The following is a 23,974-nucleotide window of genomic DNA, read 5'->3' as shown; positions in this document are numbered from 1 at the left end:
CCTCTTGGGGCGGCTTCGCCACCCATCGCAGCCTCGTGCCTCGGCAGCGGCTACACCTGTTCCACCCGTTTAATCAAACCAATCCCTGCGCCCCTCAAACGTACTGACGATCAACTCGACCATCATGTCCACCTCCTCCGGATACCGCACGTCAGCATTCACCGCCATCCACACCTGACGCCGCATGTTCTCGGCCAGTAACCCGGGCAAGGCGATCAGCCCACGGTCGACGCAACTCATATAGCGTGGCAACAAACCAATGCATGCACCGCAGCGAATCATTTCCAGCATCAGGGAATAGACGTGCACCCGCACCACCGCGGCCAGGCGCTCTCGCACCAGGGTGTTCCAGGGTTGCAGGGCTTCGACCTGCTGATCTGGTTGCCATTGCACCAACGTGTAGTCAGCCAAATCGTCGAGGCTATCCGGGCGGGTCGTCAGCCGCGAGTAGCGCTTGGCGATATGCGGCAGGTAATTCAGACTCGCCAGGGCCCGTGGCGGCTGGGTAGCACAACCGGGGCCGGGCGTTGAAGCGTCCGCTCCCGATAGCCACAGCACCACATCGGCCTCCACGGATTGCAAAGCCAGCTCGCTGTCGATGGAGATAATCTCCAGCCGCACGCTTGCATTGCGCCGTAACAACGCAATCAGGTCGCGCCCGAGGATGTCATGCAGGATCGGCTCGGCCACCGCCAGGCGGATCAGCGGTTGCTCGATCACCGGCAGGCGCCACTCATGGGACCTGGCAACCAGATGAGCCTGCAACTGCTGACCTTCACGACTGAGCAGGATCCCGTTGCCCTGATAGTTGAATAGCGTACGCCCCAAGTAGTTTTCCAGCTGTGCCAGGCGCTTGCGCAGCAACGTCGCCTTGATATTGAGCCGGCGCGCCGCCTGCATGAAGCAGCCACAGCGCGCACTGGTAAGAAAGTAACCGATCACTTCCGAATCGCTCATGACGATCGTGGAGGTCTGGGCAAGCCAGGTTTCACGCCCGTGACTGTGGGTGCGATACGGCGTGCCGTCTTGGGGTGCAGCGGGTTCCAGTAATGCCATGGGGGACTCCCTGTCGTATGGGGCTTTGCATCCAAGCCTTGCAGTTTTCTAGTCCAGAACCTTGTTCAGTTCGGCGCCATCAATGCTCAAGGTCGCGGTATTAAGCATGCCCTCCAGGTACGCCTTGGCGATCTGTTCCTGGCGCTGGGCGCGCAAGGCCTGGGTCAGGCGCTCGCGCAGGTCCTCGAGGCTGGCGGTGCCTGCCGGCTGTTGCCCGGTGAGCTTGAGCACATGAAAGCCCGCAGCACTTTGTACCGCGTCCGACACCGCGCCGACTTTCAGCCGCGAGACAGCGCCCCGTACCTCTGGCACCAGTTGCTGCAACGGCTGCAAACCAGAATCGCCGCCGCGCGGGGCACTGTCGACATCCTGGGAGTACTGCCCGGCCAACGCGGCGAACTCACCCGGTGCCGCCTGCGCCTTGCGGCTCAGTTCCTGGGCCTGGCGGCGCACCGCGTCGAGGCTTTGTGGGTCATTCACCGCGAGAAATATCTGACTGATCCGGTACAACGGCGGGGTCACCCAGCCAGCCTTGCCACTGTCATAGGCCTGTTGCAGTTCCGCCTCGCTTGGGTAGTCGGCTGGAACCTGACTGACCGACAGCATGTAGTCGCGAAACACAATCTGCTCGGTGGCGGCGCGGGTTTGTTGCTCCACTTCCGGGCGCTGGCGCCAGCCCTGGGCATCGGCCTGCTCCAGCACGACCTTTTGCGCCAGTCGCGAGCGGATCCAGGTTTCCAGGGCACCACGATTGCCCCGCAGTTGCTCACGAGACTCCACCGGCAAGGTCGCCAACAAGGCCTTGAGCTCCGCCAGCGCCACCTGTTGATTGCCCAAGCGCGCCACAGCAGGTCCATCATTGAGGACGGGCGCCGGTTGCTGGGCGGCCACCGGATCACTGCCCGGGCGCAGGGCCAGCGTAACCGCTACCACCAGCAACAGCAGTGCTCCAGTGCCGATCACCAGGGTTGGCTTTTTCACAGGGCCGGCGCCTCTTCACGGGTATCAACAGAGGACGCGTCCGCCAGTTGCGCGGCATTCTGGCTGTACTCACGCAGGTAAACGATGAACTCCTGCAACAGCCGATCCCACAGCTCCAGCTGACTGCGCAGATGACTGGCGCCAACGCCGCCCACCACCACGTCCATTTCCATCAGCAGGAATTCACCCTGCAATGACAACCGCGCAAAACGCCGGGAAGCGTTCCACACCTGTGCCAGGCCTTCCGGCAACTGGCCCTGGACCCGCAGCGCGCAGCTGTAGGTGAAGTCCATGTAGCTGCCCTGCTCTGCTGCCGGGTTGCCAAACCGCACGGCAAAGCCGATGCCCTGGCTGGCGCTGAGCAGTTGCACGATGCCGTTCTGTTCGGTCTGGTTGACCCGGTAGCCGGCTTCTTGCAGCAACTCGGTCAGGCCTTGGGGCGTCACGCTGGTGATCAATTCGCTCATGGTTTATCGCTTCCTGGTTGATCAGTGATTGACGACAGCCTGGGGCGCGTCAAAGCGGCTCTGGTACAGCTGGTCGCCAAAACCCTGGGCCAGCTCTTCGAACTTGACCCGTGCGCCGCTGGCGAACGGCTGACGAATGCTCATGACCTCGGCCACGTCGATTTTTTCGTAGGCCGTCAGCAACTGCTGGGCCACGCCGTACATCTGCTGATTCTTGGCTGAACATTGCTGCACTTGTGTGTCACGTTCGCTCAACTGCACCTGCAACCGCGCGCGTTCGGTCTCTTTGCCCTTGGCCAGCACCAACAGTTCTTCATAAGCTTTCTTGAACTTACCGGTCTGTTCATTGCTGGCCGACACCTGCGCCTGGGCCTGGCTGTGCAGGCTCTGCTGCTGCCCCACCAGTTGTTCGGCCACACCTCGGGCCTTGTCCAGTTCGCCAGTCAATTGCTTGATCTGCGCCTGAGCCTGCTTGGCCTGGTTCTCGGCGGCGATGCGCGCAGCACTGGCCTGGGCCTGCTCGCTTTGCAAGGCCTGCAACTGGGCGGTGGTGCTACGCAGTTGAGTGCGCAGGCGCTCCTCCATGCCCTCGGCCGAGGCGCCGGTGGCGGCCAGGCTGCCAATCACCAGTAACAGGCCGCAAATTCGCGTGTTCATGGGGTGTCTCCCTGCGCGTCAGAAGCGCGTGTTGAGTTCCAGTTGCATGACGTCGACTTCAAACGGTGCGCCATACACTTCGGAGGCGCTGAGCCAACGAGCACTGGCGTAGATGTTCTTGTCGATGCCGTAGTTGCCGCCGATGAAATAGCCCTTGGCGTTGGTACCACCGAGGTGGAATGAAGAGTCGTTGAAACCATCGGGCAAGGCGTCCGGCTGGATGTACTTGTAGCCCGCCAATACGTTCCAGTCGCCGGCCTTTTTCATCTCCAGCGCGCGGCCCAGGGTGAACTGCACCATCATCGCGTTGGCGCCGCTTTCGAACTGGCCATCGCGGTTGATGTTGTTGACGATCTCGCCTTCGCTGCGCTTGAGCATCTCGCCCTTGTCGTAGGCCAGGTTGTGAATGAAGTTGGTCTGACTGCGCAGCTTGAAGTCGTTCGCCAGCTCGCTGTCCCAGACCAGGTTGAGGTCCAGCACGTCGAACTTGGAGGCCAGGCCCACGTACTGTGGCTGCGGGGTCAGGCCAGGCGTGGCCGGGTTGGCGCTGATATTGCGCAGCAGGAACACGCTGTTGCCCTTTTGCATGAAGGCCGAGCGCGAGCCGTCGCTGTCACAGCTCGGCTGCCCGGCCCACGGTGCACAAGGGCTGGAACGCTGGCCTTCGATGCTGTCGAAGCGGTAGTAGGCCAACGCACCCTTGAGGCTGTTCGTGTTATTGATCTTCCAGTTGGCGCCGATCTGGCCGCCGAACAGCCACTTGTTGTCGCTGTCTTCCTTGTCCAGGCCATTGTTGCTGGCGGTGTCGGAGCTGTACTCCACCGGGAACGCACCGAGGGTGCCGAACACGTCCCAATCGCTGCTGAGCTTGTGGTTGAAGAGCGCCGCCACACCGTCGAAGTTGAGGTCGTTGGAATACATCATGTCGGTGGAGAAGAACGGGTTGGCAAACCGTCCACCGGTCAGGGTCAGGTCTTGGGTGACCTTCCAAGTCAGGTAGCCTTGGTCGAGCCAGATATCCTTTTTGCCAAAGCCGCCACCGAGGGCCTGGGTGGTCGACACCGGATTGTTGTCGGAACCGGTGCCGATACGAATGCCGGCGGTCCAGTCCGGCGCCACCACCGCTTTCATGCCCAACCGCGCCCGCAGACGCATGCTGTTGGAGCGGTCCTGCCGGGTGTTGAGCAAGGGCGGCAGCCGGCTGTTGGTGTCCTTGTTGACGTCGTAAGGGCCCGAGTCGTTGAGCTTGGCGTAGTCGACAATTTCATTGCTGTTGTTGCCGGAGAAGTAGCGCGATTCGTCCCGCAGGCGAATGTCGCCGTCGAAGCTGATGCGCGAGACCCAATCGGGGAAGGTATTGGGCTGGGCCCAGTTTTCCTGTTTGGCGGTGGCCATGACTTCGGCCTTGACCTGATCGCGAATCTGATCGCGCACCGCCGCCGGCACGTACTGCACCCGCACATCCCCCGGGGCCGTCGCAGGACCTGCCGCGACTGCCGTGGCGGTGCTGGCCTGGCGGGCTTGCTGGGCTTCTTTTTCGGCCTGGGCGATAAGACCGTCGGCCTGTTCCTGCTTGAGTACACCCTGCTGCACCAGCAGGCGGATCAGGTTGATCGTGGCGTTTTCCGAGGGCGCGGCAGGTGCTGCCGTCGCCTGGCCGACCAGGGTCGCAATGACCATGCCGACCGCCAGGGTCAATCGATTCACATGGGAAATCATCTGCACACAACTCCTGTAGAGAACTGCAAAAAAGGGTTCGATCAATCCGGTCGCCGGCCCTTGAGGGACAGGCGTACCGGCAGGGTCAGAGAGGCCGGCGTACGTTCTTTCAGGCGTGGCGTAGCCCGCAGTGCCGCCACTACCTGGGCGTCGGTATCGGCATCTCCACTGGATTTGGCCAATTCCACGCGGGTCACCTCGCCGTCCGCGCTCAGCCACAGGTCGGCCTGCACCGTGTAGGCCTTCTTGCGCAACTCGGGGTCTTCGCGCAGCAGGCGCTGGAAAACGCCCGCCAGGTACTGCTTGAACGTTCCGGTGCCAAGACCGCCGCCACCGGAACCTGCCATGCCGCCGCCTTTACCCGCGCCGATGTTGAAACCGTCGGTGCCGGACTGGGCATCGCCGTCGATCTGCATCGGGTTAGCCAGGTCGTCGGCCGGAGACGGGGGCGCCTGTTCCTCGGGCTTGACCTCCTCGGGTGCAGGTGTGGGTTCCGGCTCGGGGATCTTCTCTTCCACCTTGGGCTCGGGCTCCTTGGGTTTTTCCGGCGGTGGCGGTGGCGGTGGCGGCAACGGGATAATCATCGGCACCTTGGGCGCTTCGCGGCGCACACCGCTCATGTCATTGGCCCATTGCCAGAGAAACCAGGCGGCCACGGCACCCAGCAGCAGACCTGCGCCCCACTTCAGTGGGCGCAGCAGCGGCTTGTTCTTCACCGGTACAGGCGGGATCGGCATCTGTGCAGTCATCACTCAGCCCTGGCTCGGTTTGCCGGTGACCAGCCCGACCTGCGACAGCTCCAGACGCCGCAGCAAGTCGAGCACCTCGATCACCTTCTGGTACTGCACCATGGCGTCGCCGCGCACGATTACCGGGAAGTCCGGGTTCTGCGCTTTCTCGATACGCAGGCGCTCTTCCAGCTCGCCGAGGGTTACCGGGTAGGCGTCGAGGAACACCTGGCCGCCGTCATTCACCGAAATAGCCTTGGTCTTAGCCTCGGACAACGACACCGAGGCGCTGGCCTTGGGCAGGTGGATCTGAATTCCCGAGACCTGGGCGGTAGCGGTGAGGATGAACATCACCAGCACCACCATCAGCACGTCCACCAGGGGCGTGATATTGATGCTGTCGACAGCGGCGTCGTCGTCATCGTCGTGGGAGGCATTCACGGAAGCCATGATGGTTCTCCTCAGGCCGGCAAGGCGGCGTGGTGGGCACGTTGATGCGCCGATTCACTGGACTGGCTCTCGCCGTGCATCTCCGCCAAGCGGGTAATGAACTCGTCGACGAATACGCGCATGTCGGCGCTGACTTCCTTGTTGCGGGTAATCAGGCGGTTGTAGCCAAACAGCGCGGGGATCGCGACGAACAGCCCCATGGCCGTGGCCAGCAAGGCCGCCGCCATGCCTGGGGCGATGGCGTTGATGTTCACGTCACCGGCCATGGCCGTGCCGAGGAACACCACCATGATCCCCAGCACCGTCCCGAGCAGGCCGATGTAAGGCCCGCCAGCAATCGCGTTGGACAGGGTCGAGAGCTTGGAACTCAGTTGCTGGTTCTCGCGGGTGCGCACACCGTCCATGGAGCAGCGGATGGCTTCGATAGTCGCCGCTGATACCGACGAAGTGTCAGCGCCCTGAGCGCGGCGGGTACGGATCTCCTTGACCGCCACCAGGTACAGGCGCCACAGCGAAGAATGGTTCAGGCGCTCTGCCAACTGCTGGTCGTCGGCGAACATTTCCAGGCGCGTACCGATCTGTGCGAACTGCTCGCGGAACAGCTCGTTGGCACTGCTGACCCGGCCGACCATGCGGTTCTTGCGAAACATGATGACCCACGACTGGAACATCATCGCCACCAGCACCAGGATGATCACCCAAGCGTCTATCGGCACGGCCTTGAGCAAGAAGCCCAGGCTGCCAAAACCGAAGCCTGACTGTTCTTCATCGACGCCATAGACCACCAGTTTCGACTCGGCGCCCTGGGCGCTGGCATCAGCCAACAACAGGCTGGCAGGACGCGCGACCTTGGACAGGCGTAGCTCATCCATGGCGCCGGTGAACGGCAAGTAAGTGCTGGCAGGCGCACCGGCTACCGCTGGCAGGTCGGCGCCAATCGCCATTTGTGAATTGAACGCCGGCACCGCCGCCGCGAGGCTCGCGGTTTCGCGCCCATTGACGTAGAGCGTGACTTTTTCGCCCTCGGCGGTGAACGCCAAGTGCTGCCATTGCCCCGGATTCAACGGCTGAGTCGAGACCGCTCGCTGGCCGTCGATTTCCACAAACGGCATGCCCTGGTTCAAGCCCAGCAACAGATTCTGGGTGCCTTCGCGACGGGCCAGCACCACTTGCTCGCCACTGGCCTGGTCCAGACGCAACCAGACGCTAAAGGTAAAAGCCTCGCCAGCGTTGTGCTGCAACGATGGGCTGGCCGGCAACAGCAACGGTTGGCCGCTGAACTGCAGCGCGCGGCCGATCACCCCGTCGATACTGGCACCGGTGGCGTTCAACGCGGTATTGCCATACGCCGTGGTGTCCCGTGGCGGCATACCGTTGGAACCGTCGAAATGGTAGAGCGCGGTGTAGTTCGGATCGAAGGTCAACTGGCCGTTGGCCGTGGCCGCCGCCTTCTGGTTGCCGTAGTACATCCACAGGTCCTGGCGCTGGGCGCCTTCGACCTTGGGCACGTCGACCCAAATCAATGCCATGCCCATCAACGGGTCAAAGCTTTCGATCTGGTGGTTGAACACGGTCTTATCATCGGCACTGACAAAGCGCAGGTCGGAACCGTCGTCCTTGACCCCGTCGAAGGTGAAGTTACCGGTGTGCAGGCGCACCAACAGCGCAGTACGACCCAGGGCCTGGCTGATCGCCGCACCTTGTGCGGTGGTGTCCACTGAGATCTGTTTGCGGTAGTGCCAATCGTCCTGCCACCAGGCATGGGCGGTGGCCGGGAGTACGAAACCCAGGCAGATCAACAGGCTCAGAAATAGGCGTTGCATGTGAAGGGATCTCCGTCAAAAGGGTCAGAAAGTCGCCTGCACACTGAAGTGCAGTCGCGAGTCCTGTTTCTGGGTGTTCGGTCCATCAAGCAGCGGGTAGCCCCAATCCAGGCTGCCGGATAACCATTTACTCAAACTGGCGCGGGTGCCCAGGCCGACACTGGCCAGGCTGTATTCGTCTTCCTGCTCGGGCAGCGGGTCGTGCAGGCGCAGGCGTGAACCTTCGGCGAACGCATAGAAGCGCCACTCCTGCACATAACTGCTGAGGAATTTGGCCAGGGAGGGCGTGCGCAGCTCCTGGGACAACAGGAAGCCTTCGTCCCCGGTGCGCTCGGCAGCGAGGTAGCCACGTATCGAGGTGGCGCCACCGGCGGAATACTGCTCGTTGGAAACCAGCGGCCCGGACGCCAACTGAAAACCGGCCTTGGATGCCGATTGCCAGTCATTGGCGAAGGTGTAGGTGTAATTCAGGTCGCCCTTGAGCACGGCAAAACTGGCACTGGCCTTGTCGCGTTTGTACTGGAATTCCTTGTCGTCGCTGCCGTAGCCGAAAAAGCTGCGGGTGCCGACCACTAGGTTCAGGCCAAGCCCCAACTGCGAGTTTTCGTTGTAGCGAAAGCCGTTGTAGCCAAAGGTCATTGGCGCGTACTTCAGCGGGATCTGGTCGCTGCTGCCACCGAAACGCATCTGCTCGTCGAAGTCCTTGAAGTCCACGCCCACCGACAAGGAGTTGGCCCAGTTGGCGCTGGCCGGCAGGTTGTAGATTGCCGACACACCATAGGAATGGCCCTTGCCCAACACATTGCTGCCGCCGATGGTGGCGATATTGCTATCGGACTGATAACCGGAGAATTGCAGGGTCCAGCGCTCGTTCAGCGGTGCGCTGTAGGAACCCGACCAGACCTTGGCATTGGAACTGTCCTGGGGTGCGGTGAAGTAGGTCAGGGAAATGCTGTGGCCCAGTTGCCAGAGGTTGTCGTAACCCAGGGTGGCAACGCTGCGCAGCTTCTCGGTGTCGGCACTGTAGTCGTTGTTCAGGCCGATGCTGGCGTGCCAGGGATTCTGGTCTTCCACTTGCAGATCAACGTCCATGGTGCCCGGGCGCTGGCCTTCGCGAACCAGCGGCGTAACCTGGCGCCCGGCCCCCCGATTGAGGCCGGCCAGTTGGGTTTGCACGCGGGCAAAATCCGGTACAGCGCCTTCCTTCAACGCCGGCACTTCATCGCGAATTTCTACCGGCGAATAATGTTTGGCACCCACCACCCGTACCCGGCCCACCTTGGTTTCGCTGACCTGCAGGTAGACGATGCCGTCATCGACCTTCTGCTCCGGCAGCTCGACAAACACCGACTGGTAGCCACGTTCCTGGTAGATCTTCTGCAAGGCATCACGGGCGCCTTCGATATCCCCCAGGGACTTTTGCGGCCCCAGAAACGGATACACCGCCTCCTCGATGGCCCGCGCATCAAGTACGGTATTACCGCGCACGAAGTACTCATTGACGTCCACCAGACGCGCGGGTGTCTCAGGCTGGGCGCCCTCCTCCTCAGCTTGCACCGGCTGCGCCAGCGCCCCCAGCGCCAACCAGCACAGCGCCAGGCAACGCCCGGTACCGAGCGGCCACGTTGACTTGAACAGATGCTCCACACCGCCCCCTGAAATGCTCGAAATACCCGGATGCCGGGAACTGGCCGTCGCTGTTTGAACAGCGTTTGGCCGACTCAATTGCTAGTGGTCGAGGTAGCGCCGTGACGCGCCAGCCAGGTGTGCAGCAGGGCGAAGTTCAGCGAGAACTCCGGCATGTGCAGCAAGGCGCCGCAGAACACTTCACCGATGATTTTCTGGATCAGCTGTACCGCGCGCGGGTCGTCCAGCAGCGTGGCGATGTCGCGCCGCAAGGTGGTGGCGCTCCAGACTTTCTGGCTCAGGTCCAAGCCGACGAACCAGCGGAACAGCAGGTTGTAATTGAGCTGCTCGTGCAGTTGCTGCTCGCTGGGCACTGAATAGAGCAGTTGCAGCAGGAGGACTTGCAGCACTGTGCGCGGCGCGATCACCAGACCGGGCTCGACGTTGAGGGCCTGGAGCAGGTCGCGGTGTTGGTCGAACACGTCGTCGATCTGCGGGCGCAGCAGCACCAGCGAGTGGCCTGCGGGGATGTAGCTGGAGACTTCTTTCAAGGCGCCTTGCCAGTCGTCCTGGGAGACGATCCAGACCCAGGGTGCGCCGTAGCGATAGACCGAGACCGGCTTTTTTCGGGCGGCTTCGACGATTTTTGACAGGCGCTGATCCAGCTCCTGCATACCCACTTTCGAGTAGCGTTCCATAGTGCCCATTTGCTCCACTCCTGGCATCTTGTCACTGGCCGGAAAGTTGCCTTGCGGCCTCCTCAAGCGCGTTACATAGGCAAGACGGGAGTGGCTGGGGGCTACCGAACTTTTGTCATAAAAGCTTCATTCGGGGGTTGTTGGAGGGGGGTGTACATATCCGTTGTTGCGGTCACGGCGGCTATTGGTTCCGCTCTTACAGCGGCTCACTTTTGAACAGCCGGAATGCCGGCCCAGTCAAAAGTAAGCAAAACGCTCTTGCCCCACCACTCGGCACCTCGCCCAGGCTCGGTGTGCCCTCACTCCGGCATTACTCCGTGGGCCGCCGCAATGGGCCATCCCTGGCCCAGTGCGGCTAAACCGGCGTCCTGCCGGTTTACCCACTGCGTAATACCTGCGTTCAGCCATCGTGGTTTAACGGGGCGCCTCAGATCAAAATCAAAAGCAGATCAAGAACACAGCGGCCTACCGGCCGGCTTGAGTGGTGTGAAGCGAAGGCAAAATCAAAAGCCGGCACGGTCTACTGTGGGAGCTGGCTTGCCTGCGATGGCATCTACGCAATTGCTTGGGGACCTGATTTTCTGTAGCCGCTGCCGAGGTACGAGGCTGCGAAGCGGTCCGCAGGATCGCCCCAGGGGCGGCTGCGCCACCCATCGCAGCCTCGTACCTCGGCAGCGGCTACAGGTTTTCAGGGGATTCAAGAAATGTGTAGATACCTATGCTGCGATGCAGGCAAGCCAGCTCCCACAGAAAAGCAGATCTGCTTTCGCTCTGGCCCTTGCCTTTGCTTCTACCACTCAGGTCGGCTTTCAGGCCGCCGTGCTTTTGATTGTGATCTTAGGCGCCCCGTTAAACCACGATGGCCGCACGCAGGTATTGCGCAGTGGGCACCCCGGCATGGATGCCGGGGTAGCCGCGACACGGCCATGGATGGCCGATCGCGGCGGGCCCACGGAGCAATGCCTGCGTGCGGGCATGCCGAGCCTAGGCGAGGCACCGAGTGGTGGGGCAAGAGCGTTTTGCTTACTTTTGCGCTTCTCAAAAGTGAGCCGCTGTAAGAGCGGAACCAATAGCCGCCATAACCAAAAAAACGGATATGTACCCAACCCAACCCCAAAAAAAATGGGCGATCAATGATCGCCCCAAATACAACGAGAGGTCCCTAAAAACCCTACAAACTGATCTGCCGCCGCTCCTCATCCGTCAACTGCGCCCGCGCCTGGTCACTCAATGGCCCAGCCCCAAGCACCTGCACCGGACTGTCCGGGTTATAAACCGGCGACGTCGAAGCCGAATCCGGCCCACGCTGCACCGGCTCCGTGCCAAACCCCAACACCTCAACCGTGACAATCGACGCCCTGCCCTGGCGCGCCGCCGCCTGCTGATTACGCGCCGCATCTTCCGCCGCCTGGGACGCCGCCGCCCCCGCCGCACTGGCCGAGGTCATCGCCCCGGTGTTCACCGCCGCCGACACCGGCACCCCGGACGACTTGCCCTGAGTCTGGATATTCGCCGCGTTCACCACCCGCAACGCCGCAATGTTGATATTGCCCGACACCCGAATTCCCGCCTCTCCCGCATCGATGGTGCCCAACGGTGCGATCAGGTCGATATCCCCCGCCAGTACTTCTGGAATCGGGTTAAGCGTGGCAATACCCGCACCGGTACTCGGCACCGATGGCGACAGGCTGACGTTACCCCAGTTGTCATAGATCCGCCGAGGCGGCGTATACACCACAGTGGTCTTGGAGCCTCGGCCGGCGTTGATATCACCCTCGGCCGACCAGCCCATGATCGAACCACCAAAGGTGGTCATGATCCGGCTCTGACCCAGCAGGATGCTGCCCATGGAATACAGCTGGATATCTCCGGCGCCCTGGGTGATCACCCCAGCCGTAGACGGTGGTGCGGCGCCCTCGATGCCGAAGACCTGGCCGCCACCCGGTGTGAGCATCTGGATCGAACCACCGAAATCAGTGTGCACGCCCGAACCGCCAAACATCGTGATATCGCCCTTGTAGGTGATCGGATTACCGGCCACGTCCTTGTCCGGGAACAACGCGGCAATCGCCCCCCGGCCACGCACGTAACTGCCCTGGCGCACGCCACCGTCCTGGTTGTACTCACGGCCGGCAACCTTGAGCTCGGCGAAGTACACGTCACGGGCAAATACCCGTTGTTGCTCGGCCGGCAGTGCCGCGTAATAGGCACGGGCCTGGTCGGTGTCGCCGACAAACCCGAAGCGCTCGGCCAGCCAGGTGGCCAGTTCTTTCTCATAGGTCTTGGCGACTTTCTTGCTTTGCAAGGTCACCGGTTCACCCGCCGCCAGTTGGTTGGACGGCTCGAGGTAGGCCTCGACGAAACGGCGGTAGTCCGAGCTGCTGCCACCGGCTTGCATAACGATGCTCGCGCCGGGGCGGTTATCGCCCGGGACCACGGGGCCGAGGCTGGTGATGCTGACTTTGTCCTCCATCAGGATGTTACGCCCGGCCGTCAGCTCCAGCGTACCGGGGCCGGCGACCTGGAAGTTGCTGTAGAGGATGTCGCGCCCGGCAGAGATAACGGAAATATCGTTGGGATTACGCTGGATGAACAGGTTGCCCAGCGACCGCGCACCTTGAGGGCTGGCGATGTCATCAAAGCGACTGCCGCTGCTGACGATGTCGCGCCCCGCCATCATCCACACCGGCCCGCCGCCCTCGTACCAGGTCTGCCCCGAATGGACATCCTGGGGGCCGGTACCAAAGGTGATGACTCGCCCACTGCTGACGCCAAGCAGGTCACCGGTCAGCGCATAAAAACGCGCAGGTTCCATCAAGGCGGTGGACGCCGATGACGCACTCGCAGCCCCGAAGACAAACAGCGGCAAAGCCTCAGTGCTCACCGGGTTACCGTTGGCGGAAAGGTTACTGCCACCCGCCACTGCCTGACCGCCAATCTGACCGACAAATGCCGGCTGCCAGGGTGTAGCCATGATGCCCGGGTCGGCAGACGAAGGGGTGACATACAGGCCACCGCCATAAATCGAGTCCTGCGCCAGGAACTGCAATTGACTCTTGGCCCCAGGCGCTAGCAGCAAAGGTGAAGAATAAGTGACATCCAGCATCTGCGACGCAGCCGCCTTGCCGTAATAGAGGCTGCCGCTGGCGGCCGTCGCCCGAAGGATCGACGGATAGACGATCGCCAGGTCAGACGCGGCAATACCGGTGAAAGGCGTCAAGTTGCCGCCGGCCGAGAACAGGTCAATAGCCGTGCGCTCGGTCCACAACGAAAACCAGCTGGTCCCCGTACCGTGTTGGGTGCCCCGGGTGAACGCGGAGGTATTCAACAACCCCACACGACCAGGATCGACTACGTCCTGCAGGACCAGGTCACCCAAAGTGGCGAGGCTGAAGGTCGCGTCGCCCGGCACCAGCGTCATGCCGCCCGTGGCCAGGCCACGGGTCGCCTGCAATGGATCGAACGCACGGGTCTCACCGGGGCTGTGGTCAGATTTATTACTGCCATAGCGCAGGTCAATCTGCCCCATCGCACCACTGAGTAACTGCGCGCTGCCACGCAAGTCCACCAGCAGGCCGTTCTGCAGTTCCTTACTCAGGTCACTGGCGGGGTTCAAGGTGCCACCGACGCGCACACGCAGATCGCCGCCGCCCGTCAACTGCAGGCTGCCGTCAGCCGCCACACGCCCGGTACTGCCGACGGCCAGGACCAATCCTTGGCTGCGCGGGTTGACCCTGAAACCGTCGACCGCGCTACCGGCCATGCGTCGCAGCAGGCCGGCATCGCCGCCTACCTGCACGTCGAGATCACCACCGCCCAGGGTGCCGAAGCCGGTAAAGCCAACCAACTGATCAGCCGCCTCGGTCGCCGTTACGCTGCCAAAATTGATCCACCAGGCTGTCGGCTGAGGTTTGCCCCCGGTGTTCACGCCCGCACTGCCCTGACGCCACAGCCAGTTACCCACGCCTGCCGAGTCCGTACCGGTATCCTGAGGGTTAGGCCGCAAGAACGCATTGCTCGTGGGAGCAACGATGTTGCCCGTCAGGTTGCCGCCCACCGCCAAGGTCAGGTTTCCACCCCCCTGCGGGTACCAGGCGCGATACAGGCTGTCACTGCCACCGTTGACGAATTGCTCGAAATAACTGTGGTCGTCGTTGAGCACGGTATCGGCCCGCCCCAGTGCCTTGGGTTGGTTGTAAGGATCGCCCGCCGCTGTTCTGGCAGAGGATGTGCCTGCGGTGTAGACCCCATACAACGAGTCCATGCTCAGGTTGCCCGCGCTCAACAGTTGCAGGTCACCGGTGCCGGTGCGGATCACGCTGAAGCGCGCACTGGAAGGTGTCGCGCCGTACTCCTTGGCATTTTGCGCGAGGCAGTAGCTTGGGGTATCGGCACAGAATTGATCGACCGTGGTGCCAAACTGTTCGAGGAACGTGTTATCGATCACCCCGCCGAGCGGAACATCGATCCCGGAACTGGCCAGGTCATCCACAGCCTGCTGGGTCCATACATACGTGGCCTTGAGGGCGCAGTACGAGGGGCTGCTGGCGCAGAAGTCGGCAATACTGCCCTGTCCAAGATCATCCAACAGTTTTTGATCGATCGGGTCGCCCTCCTTGACGTCGATACCCGATCCCGCCAGTTCTTCAACCGCCTGGGCCGTCCAGACCAGCACGGCCTTGGACGGCAACTCCTTGGCAAACATGCCGTAGTGACTGTCCGCCAAGTGCAAGTCGCCGCTACGTGGAGCTGCCTGCAAAATGCGACTGTCCGCCGCCTCGGTATCCGCGCCTGCCACCAGGCGTAGCGACCAGGACTGCGACCCCTCGGCGAGCATCGGCGCAATTGCCCAGAGCTGGCCTTGGCGCCCTGCCACTTCCGGGCGCAGTTGGACCGACTCCGCGTTGCCTGGCAACTTGACGTTGGTGCCAGAGGGGATCAAAGCGCCGCGTGGCAACGCCACATTGCCATTGAGGCTCACGATATTGCTGGCCGCATTGGGCGCAAGGTGCACGGAAGGCAGGGGAACGCCCTTGGGCCAGATCATGGCCCGCAATCGGGTGCCCCCGACCAGCAAGGTGCCAGCCTCCAGTTGGGTGCCGACTACCAGGATCTGCGCTGAGTCCAGCAAGGTACCGGCCGCCAGCAGCAGGTTACCCGAGGCATCCAGCACCGCCGCAGACAGTACCGTCCCGGCCGGTAACACCAATGCCTGGTCCAGGGTGGCGCGCACCGGTAAACGGGTACCGGCGGCCACGGTCAGGCCCTTGATCGGCAAGTCATAGTTCAGCATGGTACCGGCCGGGAATGCCGTACCGTCAGCCAGGGTCACGCCATTGGCGGGCACAACGATATCGCCACCGGTGAAGTCCACCCCCGGCAACAGCACCCAGCCTTTGTCTTCCGCCGTTGGCGGTGGCGGTGCAAAGCCATCGTTGATGCTGCCATAGATGTTCAGGTCACCACCGGCGCGCAGGGTCAAGCTGCCGGATTCACCCGAGCCATAGACCGACGTTTTCTGCGTATGCGGGTTAAGGCTTGCATAGCGATAACCGGACAAATCAACGTCACCCTGCACTACCAGGTCACCGTCCGGGGTCTTGCTGACGATTTCCACCCCAGGGCGCAGGTGGAACACATCGGCGTAGGTCGCGTTGTTCAAGCCGGCCAGTTTGTTCTGCAGCAGATCCTCGTTAAGCAACACCGCGTTGATAAACGCAGTGCTCAAGGCGTGCTTGCCATCCAGATACACCTGGTCGATCACCTGGTAGGGTCGGCCGCTGGCGGTGGCATCGTTTTTGAGCGCGGCGTCGTCATAGCGAGCCATGCCATTGAGGGCAATCGAGCGCGCACCCTGGATATCCAGGCGGCCACGGGCATCGATGGCAATGTCATTGAGGGTGCCATCGACGCCCGCCAGGCGTGGCGCGTTGAGTTCCAGCGTCCCACGACTGCGCCCATCGTTGCCCTTCACTGCCTCTGTGCCGTGACGCAGGTCGATGCGCACGCCGTCCGCCAGGGTCAGCACACCGTCGCCTGAGCTCAGGACCACCATTGCACGGTTGGGTGAGTCGATAATCTTGCCGTAGCTGTCCACCCGCAGCCGGCTGCCATGAGCGTCAAGCACGGCGCTACTGTCCAGGGTCAATCCATCGCGGGCGGCCAGGTTGATGCTGCCAACCCGTGTTCCACTGGCGTCCACCAGGCCATTGACCCGCAGGCTGCCGCGGTCCACAGAGACGTTGATGTTGCTGGCCTTGAGGCCGCTACCAAGGGTCAGGTCACCCTGTTTGAGCTGGAAGCTGCGCGCGCCGAAGACCTGGCCCTCGTTCAGGCGCTGGTTGAGAGCGGCGAACTGCTGGTCCAGCAAACCGCTGCGGCCCATGCGCTGGGCCTGGATTTCCACAGTACCGGCCTGGTACGGCATCAGGGTGCCACCGGCATCGTACTCACCACTGCTGCTGCCAAGGATCCTGCCTTGCAGGTCGACAATCCCCCCTGCCGCATCCACCGCCACGGCCCGTAACTTGCCGGCCTGGTTATGCTGGGCCGACAGGTCAAGGGTCGATCCCGCCGCTTGGAGGATATTGCCGGTCCGGCTGTCCAGCAGCACGTCACCGCCCCAACTGTACTTCGTCACATCGTTGAAGGTGATGGCGTGACCAGCTACGTCGATCAACGACCCATCGCTCAGCACCACATCGCCACGGGCGTTCAGGCTGACCTTGCCGCTGGGCAGCACCACCGCGCTAGCCAGGCGAATGCTGTCGCCTTGCAAGGCCAGTTCAGCGCCCTGGCCGCTGACCGTGCCACGGCTGCCGGCCGAGGCCAATACATCAATGGCTCCACCCGCCGTGATGCGGTTGACCGAACCACCTTCGCCACTCATCAGCGGCGTTCGAATAGTCAGGTCGCCACCGCTGTACTGGAAGCCTGTGACCGGGTCATACGCACCCTGGCGCTGATAGACCGACAGGCTACCCTTGTGGTTGGCGGTGATACGTTCGCTGGCATTGAGGTTGACGTTGGCAAAGCCCAGGGCCAGTCGGTCGAAGCTTTTGGTGGTACTGGGCTGGGCAAAAGCGCCGTAGCCAAATTCGATGCGCTGGGCATTGATGTCCAGGCGGCCACTACCGGTGCCGGCGCCGCCGGCGATCACCGCACCTGCCGGTGTCGAAGCGCCCTGCCAGATCAGGTTGGCTGTATGGATCGTCGCCACATCATCGCGGCCACCGGCGCCATAAATCGCGGGTGTGGACAGCATCAGGTTGCTCAGCAGCGACTTTCCAGTCACCGGGTCATAGGTGTCCAGTGTGGTGCTGCCGTAGAAGTTAACGCTGTCACGAGCCGAGAGTTGCAGGGTCTCAAGGGCTGGCGCGCCTAATTGGGTATCGCCACGCAGCAGACGGTCGAGCAGTGGCTGGGTGAGGGTCAACCCCGGCGGTAAACGGTTGCCGGCCACATCGGTCAAAGCCTGGGCGCTGCCGAGGTTGATGGTGTTCACTCCCAGGTTGAGGTGACGCGTGCCGTAACGCACCTGATCGCCCAGCTCGAAGGTCTTGTCCGTCAAGGCCACGATGCTGCCTTCGGAATACAGGGCGGTCTGCCCACTACAGGCGACGCTGGCGCAGACACCGATCTTGACGCCACCACTGACCACGCCCGGTGGTTGCGTCTTGCTGACCACGTTGAGCAGGCCATTGGAGACCGCCAGCATGTTTGCGACCTGATAGATAAACCCATCCCCGGCGTCGTAACTGGCCTTGCCCCGGCCAAGGGTGTTGATGGATGCACCCTGCTCCAGGAGGATCTCGCCGGTGTTACTGACCAGAAAGACTTCCGGGGCCGCCAGCGTCGCGCCTTCGCGCAAAATGATGCTACCCCTGGGCTCGTTCACGCCACTGACCAGGGTGATGTAATTACCTGACTGGCCGTACATCACACCCGTCAGGCCGCCCAGCATCAGGCGCGCGGCGCTCAGTGCATTGAGGCTGTCGGCGTTGAGGGTCACACCGCTGAACGAGTGGCTCGCCGGCTGGTCAGCCTTCACCACCTCAAGACCGCTATTGCTCATATTCAGTGCGGCCACGGTCCCACCGTAACCACCACTCGCCGCGTCGAAGCGCCCGATCCCCTGGAACGAAAACGCCTCTGCGCCGCTGCCGGGGCGCAGTGCCAGCTTCAGGGTCTTGGCATCCGCCTCCACCATCGGGCGTGGCACGCCGAGCCTGGTCGCGTCGGCACGGGCGAACTGGGCATAGCCGGTTTCGTTGTATTGGGAATAGCGGCGCAAGGTGTCAGCTGAGGTCAGGATCAACTGGCTCGCCGTGCTGCTGCTGATCGCGGTGTTAGCAATCGATAAATGCCCGGCAGTGGACCAGGAACCATTACGCATCTGTTGGGTGGCCGCGTCACTGCCCAGCCCGGCCAGACCGTTGACTTCGACACGAAAGGCCCCCGGCATCAGCGCAAAGGTGGACGGCATCAAGGTGTAGGTGCCGGCCGGCAACCCCGGCACACCGGCACCGATAGTGACCTGCTGGCCGATCAGCGGCGCGACTGCTCCACCTTCCGCCGCCACCGACGCCGCAGCGGGTTGCGTGCCAGGCACGATCGCGTACACCGGGTTGGTGGCCAGACCCGGCAACACAAATCCACTATTGGCCCCGAATTGCACCAATGGGTTATAGCGTGCGTCGGTAGAACCGCCCCGCCCGGAAATGAACCCGGCGCCCAGCAACTCACCGCCACCGGACAGATCCAAGGTGGCATCAGGCAATACCGAGACCGACTTGCCACCGAGGATCACCCCGACACTCAATTCGGTTGCATCATTGGCCACTGCACCCTGGCCGAGGAACGTCACCGTCTTGCCGTTGTATTGATAGACCTGCCCATCGACCGTGCCGCCGTAAGGCAACACCAGCCCCTTGCCACTGACCGACGTCAGGCTGCCGGGTAGCAATTGCACCTGGTTGCTGCCCTGGCTGCCGATATCGATCAGCCCCAGCGGCGCGCGAACCACGCCGCCCTGGCGAATGTTGGCGGCCTCCAGCTTTAGACGGCCAAATGCCGAATAAGGCAGCGCCGGGTCGCTGTTGTGGGTTCGCCCGATGGTCAGTGTTCGCGTGGGGTCGAACGCTGAACTGGCGCCCTGATAACCGGCGATCACCCGCGCACCGACGTCGGTACCCGGGTACAACTGGGCTGCACGCAACGTCATGTCCCCTTGGGTCAACAACTGGGTGCTGACGCCCGTGGCCACGACGTTGGGACCGGCGCCGGCGAGAAAACGCAAATCCCCCTGACTGGTCAATTGCACCCGGTCGAAGCCTCGACGCTCGACCATCACCAGGCTGTTGTCTGCCTGGTGCAGGTTGCCCTTGCTGCCGAACATCACACTGCCGCGCACATCCAGCAAATCAGCGTCGGCATTGAACTGCGCCTCGCTCGCCCGCAGCGAAGGCACTCCATTGGCAACGACCGCGCGCACGTATTGATCCTTGGATTCCGGCGGCGCGAGTATGCCGGCCAATAGCAGATAAGGGGCTGAGAGGTTGACTCGGGAATCACTCGCCGCCGTTTCACTGAGGTTGAACGCGCCGCTGTACAGTCGCAGGCTTTGCCCCACGTTCAGTGACACATCCCCCTCGAAGCTCAACAAACCGTTGCTCAGCAGCGCCAGGTTGTCAAAACCGCCAGCGCGGACCTGGTCCACTCCCAGACGGCCGTGGCCATATTCCAGGCGGTCGGCGGCAGTCTGCGCAGTGGCGCCCGGTTCATTCGTCTGATGTGTCTGACCGAGCACCAGCTCCCGGCCATGGAGCACCCGGTCGGTCACGCCGTTCTTGGTGTAGTACGGGCTCTCCAGTCCCACCGCGAGGCTACCACCTGCCGCACCGGCCCCACCCGCCCGGGCAATCAGGCTACCGTCCAGATACAGACCGTTATTGGAAACCAGGCTGATGCTGCCGCCGTTACTGGCGACCTGGAGCATGCCCTGCCCCGGCACATTGAGTAAGGCCTGGGTACCCGAGGCCTCCAACCGTGCACCATCGCGCACCACGACAAACAGATCGCTGGCCTTAGCGATGCCGGTGGCCAGGTCAATCTCGCCGCCAACGCTGATCTTGCCACCTTCACGCACCAGCCCGTAGTTGCGCCCGCGGTTGTCGACGGCCGTCGCGGCCCGGGCCGTGACATCAATCAGAGCGTGTTCGCCGAGCCAGATCGAGCGGTTGTGCCCCACGGCATTCACCGCTTCGGAGACCGGCACCGTGAGGCCGCCCAGGCTGACATTGCCGCCCCAGGCACTGAGTGTGCCGTTCAGGGTCAATTGGCCGACGCTGAGCAAGCTGATCGCCTGGCCCGGATCAACACTGATCACCGCTCCCTGCCCCACCGTCAACGCGGCGCTGGCCAACTGTGCGGCGGAGGACTCCAGATGGCCGGCCGTCAACGTAAGCCCCGCGCCGCGCCGCTGAGTCAGCACACCTTTGACCGCGTCCTCTTGATACAACGGAGGCGTCCAAGGTTCCAGGATCGCCGCCGGATCGCTGCCGCTCGGCGTGGTACTCGCCTGGTCGCCCAACCGATAGACCGGCTGGCTGACATCCACACGAGTCCCGTCGGCGACAATCAACCCCTCATTGCCAGTGATGTCATACGCCGAGAAACCCTTGTCGAAGAAGTCACCGGCCAGTTTCAGGGTGCCGGTATCCGTCGCGCTGGCGTCGTCACCGATCAGCACCTTGCGGGCCTGCAAGGCCAGCGTGCCACCGCCGTTGATGCCATAGCCGTGAATGTCTCCCCCCATCCCAAGCGCTCCCAAGGCACTCAGCGTGACATTGCCGCCCTTGCCGCCGCTGGCTTTGCCGTCCAGGCCGATGGTCGCGCCGGAGGCCGCATTCACCAGGCTGGTGTTCGCCAGGGTGACATCACCGCTACTGCGCAGTGACACCTTACCCCCATTGGTGTAGGCCACCCCGCTGGCGTCAGAAGCCTCCAGCGCCAGGTTGTTCCAACGCCCTGAAGCGTCCAGTGTGACGCCTTGGGCCACCTTCACCCATGCTTGAGTCCCCGCAGTGGGTGCGAGCGTCACATCGCCCACTGTATTGGCGCGGTTGAGGTCGACCTGGTTAAGCACGTTGCCCACATTCAGGCTGCCGCTGTTAGCGGTAAGGTTGGCATTCACCAAGGCCCGTGGCCCGAACAGGGTGATATCCCCGCCGTTGGCGACCTTGAGGGCTCCATTGACCTCAATCTGCTGCTTGGCGCCTACCTTGATCGCACCCAGTTGGTAGCCGTTAAGCTGATCACTGTCGAGCACCAGCTTGCCCTGACGCTCGGTAGGCAGTGCGGTGCTCAGGTCCAGGCCATCGGCGATTTTTTGCGGTTTGCCCTCGATCAACACCTCATTCGTCGTTGGGCTCAGGTTGTAGCGCAAGGTGCCGGTGGCCTTGTTGTAGATCGGTGTATAGCTGCCAATGATCAGTTGTGCGCGCTGAGCCGCCGCCTTCTGCGACTGCTGATAACCATCAAGATTGATCGCCGGCGCCAGGGTCTGGCGGTCGCCCTGGAACACCTCACTGATCAATTGACCTTCCAGTACCGCGCCGGCGGTACCGATCACCAGCTTGCCGGCATCGCGCCCTACGGTGTAACCGGCCTCGTAGCGACGTTGCGAGGCAATCAGCGGGTTGTAGTAGAGATCGGTGCGTGCCCAACGTGCGCTGGTGTCTTCATAGCCCTTGTAGAACCCCGTATAGAGAATGTCCCCCGGCGCCTTCGACAGTTCATAGAGGCGTCCGGTGGCGTCCTTCAGCCAGCTCTGCTGGATGTAGCCGCCCTGCACATCAACAGTGCCGCCGGACAGATTGATCTGTGCGCCCTGCTGGGTCACCACATCCTTACCCGTAAAGGTCACGGTACCGCCCTGGGCCATCCATTCGCCCACCGAGTGGCCCTGGGTACCGAGGTAGCCGCCCACTTCCAGCAGCCCCCCGGCGGTGTACCAACGATCGGTGGCGTAGCCGTTGGTGCCCGCCGGCACGAACACCAGTTCACGCAAGTCGACCCACACATCGTTGTTGATCAGCTTGCCACCGTCACGGTTGACCGGCGCATCGCGCTGCTCGTTACCCTGCACGTTGATCTTGATGTTGTTGGCTTCCATCGCCACCTTGACGCCGACCGCACCCGACACATCAATCAGCGCGCCATCGCGTACCAGACTGCGCTGGCCGGCGCTGACCGCCACCTGGCCACCGGTAGCCAGGGTGATCGAGCCTTTCTGGAAGTCCACGGTGCCACCGCTGACGATCTCGATGCGCGACTGGTCGGTACGATCGCTGACAGTGCTCAAATGATTGAACGCGCCGGTGATCAGGTTGTTGGGTAGGCCGTCGAGGTTAACCAGGCCATTCTCCCGCTGGCTGTTGAGGGCAGAGGAACCGCTGCTGTCCAGCAGGATGGCGGTGGTGCTGCCCTGCCCCAGGGTCACACTGCCACTGCTGTCAGTGGCCGAGTTGAGCAAATGGACGGTGCCGCGCGTCTCCACCGACGTGCTGGCCAGGGCCACGCCGTTCTGCTGCACGTGGTGCCCGGTCAGGGTGATATCGCCGGTCGAGGCCATGATCAAGCCGCTATTGCTGACCTGACCGGACGTACTGCCCGCCTTGAGGCTGGTCGCTACTTCGTTGCCACGGGTGGTGGACTTATGGTTGCCCGCCGTACCCACGCCTCGGCGGATATAAAAACTGTCACCCGCCGCCAGGGTGGTCTGGCCCTTGGCGGTGATGATGGTGCCGGCGTTCTCCACCTCCGAGCCCAACAGCAAAGCATAGCCGCCCGAATCGGTGGAGGTTGCCGCCGCGTGGGTCTGGATCAGCGCACCACGCTGTACTTCAACCTTGCCTGCCGCCTCGGTGAACGTCGGTTGGGTACCGTTGGCGTCCACGTAAATCCCGCGCTGGGTGAACTGCTCATCAGTGATGGTCGCGGCGGCGGCCACCAGGTTACGCACGTTGACCTGACTGCTGCCACTGAAAACCACACCGTTGCGGTTCATGATCATTACCGTGCCGGCGCCCTTGATCTGACCCTGGATTTCACTGGGCCGCCCATTGGGGTCATTGACCCGGTTCAGTGCGGCCCAGTTCGACTGCTGCTGGAAGTCGACGGTGGTGTTGCGTCCGACGTTGAAGGTTTCCCAGTTGAGGATCGCCTTGTCGGCGGTCTGCTCGATGGTCACGGTAGTCTTACCACCCGCCTGGTTCTGTACCGGGCCTTTGGCGTTGGTCCAGCCCTGAGTCAGGCTGTTATCGACCTGCAGCCCGCCCTTGCCTAGGCCGTCGGGAATGCTCGAGACCTGGCCGAACGCTGCCTGCCGACCCGCCGCCTGAGCCGCCTGCTGGGCAGCAATGGCGGCGACGCTGGTATTGAGGGTGCTCAAGGAACGCTGCAACTGCTGGTTGACCCGGGTCTGCTGAGACAGCGGTGGCGGCATCCCCAGCATCTGGGCACCGGGACGCGCGGCCGTCGCCGCCTGGGAAGCCCCTTTGGCCGCGAACCAACCGGAACTGAACGCCGTGGCACCCTGGGCGCTGCCCGCTACCAGCAACAAGGCGATGGCATGGGCCAGGGGCTTGAGGCGCAGGATCGTCTGGCCGCCAGGGCCTTGGGCATTCACGTTTACCGGAGGTTTGCAGCGGACCATCTGGACTCATCCTTCTTTGTTATTGCCGAATACGCGCGTCACGTATGGGAGT

General features: G+C 62.7%; 11 protein-coding genes. All 11 read right to left on the bottom strand.

Annotation, left to right across the window (positions count from 1 at the left end; all coding sequences use genetic code 11):
- Positions 1-69: 69 nt before the first annotated feature.
- Positions 70-1,056 (bottom strand): LysR family transcriptional regulator, encoded by a 987-nt coding sequence (locus HKK55_RS09025; RefSeq protein WP_169354333.1) that lies wholly within the window; start codon positions 1,054-1,056, stop codon positions 70-72.
- 48 nt (positions 1,057-1,104) lie between these two features.
- Positions 1,105-2,037: a peptidylprolyl isomerase gene (locus tag HKK55_RS09020; RefSeq protein WP_169354332.1), complete on the bottom strand. Its 933-nt coding sequence runs from the start codon at positions 2,035-2,037 to the stop codon at positions 1,105-1,107.
- Positions 2,034-2,504: a YbjN domain-containing protein gene (locus tag HKK55_RS09015; protein WP_169354331.1), complete on the bottom strand. Its 471-nt coding sequence runs from the start codon at positions 2,502-2,504 to the stop codon at positions 2,034-2,036. The genes HKK55_RS09020 and HKK55_RS09015 overlap by 4 nt, the downstream gene beginning before the upstream one ends.
- Positions 2,505-2,525: 21 nt before the next feature.
- Positions 2,526-3,161, bottom strand: a complete 636-nt coding sequence (locus HKK55_RS09010; protein WP_169354330.1) for a DNA repair protein — start codon at positions 3,159-3,161, stop codon at positions 2,526-2,528.
- A gap of 18 nt (positions 3,162-3,179) precedes the next feature.
- Positions 3,180-4,880, bottom strand: a complete 1,701-nt coding sequence (locus HKK55_RS09005; protein ID WP_169354329.1) for a putative porin — start codon at positions 4,878-4,880, stop codon at positions 3,180-3,182.
- Positions 4,881-4,921: 41 nt separating this feature from the next.
- Positions 4,922-5,629, bottom strand: a complete 708-nt coding sequence (locus HKK55_RS09000; protein ID WP_169354328.1) for an energy transducer TonB — start codon at positions 5,627-5,629, stop codon at positions 4,922-4,924.
- A 3-nt stretch (positions 5,630-5,632) separates the two neighbouring features.
- Positions 5,633-6,058, bottom strand: a complete 426-nt coding sequence (locus tag HKK55_RS08995) for a biopolymer transporter ExbD (RefSeq protein WP_155582224.1) — start codon at positions 6,056-6,058, stop codon at positions 5,633-5,635.
- 11 nt (positions 6,059-6,069) lie between these two features.
- Positions 6,070-7,881, bottom strand: a complete 1,812-nt coding sequence (locus HKK55_RS08990) for a DUF2341 domain-containing protein (RefSeq protein ID WP_169354327.1) — start codon at positions 7,879-7,881, stop codon at positions 6,070-6,072.
- Between the two features lie 24 nt (positions 7,882-7,905).
- Positions 7,906-9,528, bottom strand: a complete 1,623-nt coding sequence (locus HKK55_RS08985; RefSeq protein ID WP_169354326.1) for a ShlB/FhaC/HecB family hemolysin secretion/activation protein — start codon at positions 9,526-9,528, stop codon at positions 7,906-7,908.
- A 74-nt stretch (positions 9,529-9,602) separates the two neighbouring features.
- A complete protein-coding gene (locus HKK55_RS29410; RefSeq protein WP_272902590.1) occupies positions 9,603-10,181 on the bottom strand; it encodes a transposase in 579 nt (192 codons plus the stop codon).
- A 1,195-nt stretch (positions 10,182-11,376) separates the two neighbouring features.
- Positions 11,377-23,922 (bottom strand): filamentous hemagglutinin family protein, encoded by a 12,546-nt coding sequence (locus HKK55_RS08975; RefSeq protein ID WP_169354325.1) that lies wholly within the window; start codon positions 23,920-23,922, stop codon positions 11,377-11,379.
- Positions 23,923-23,974: the final 52 nt, after the last annotated feature.

The sequence above is a fragment of the Pseudomonas sp. ADAK18 genome (assembly GCF_012935695.1).
GTDB lineage: Bacteria > Pseudomonadota > Gammaproteobacteria > Pseudomonadales > Pseudomonadaceae > Aquipseudomonas.
The sequence above is the reverse complement of the archived record's forward strand: the minus strand, read 5'-3'. Positions and strand labels throughout refer to the sequence as shown.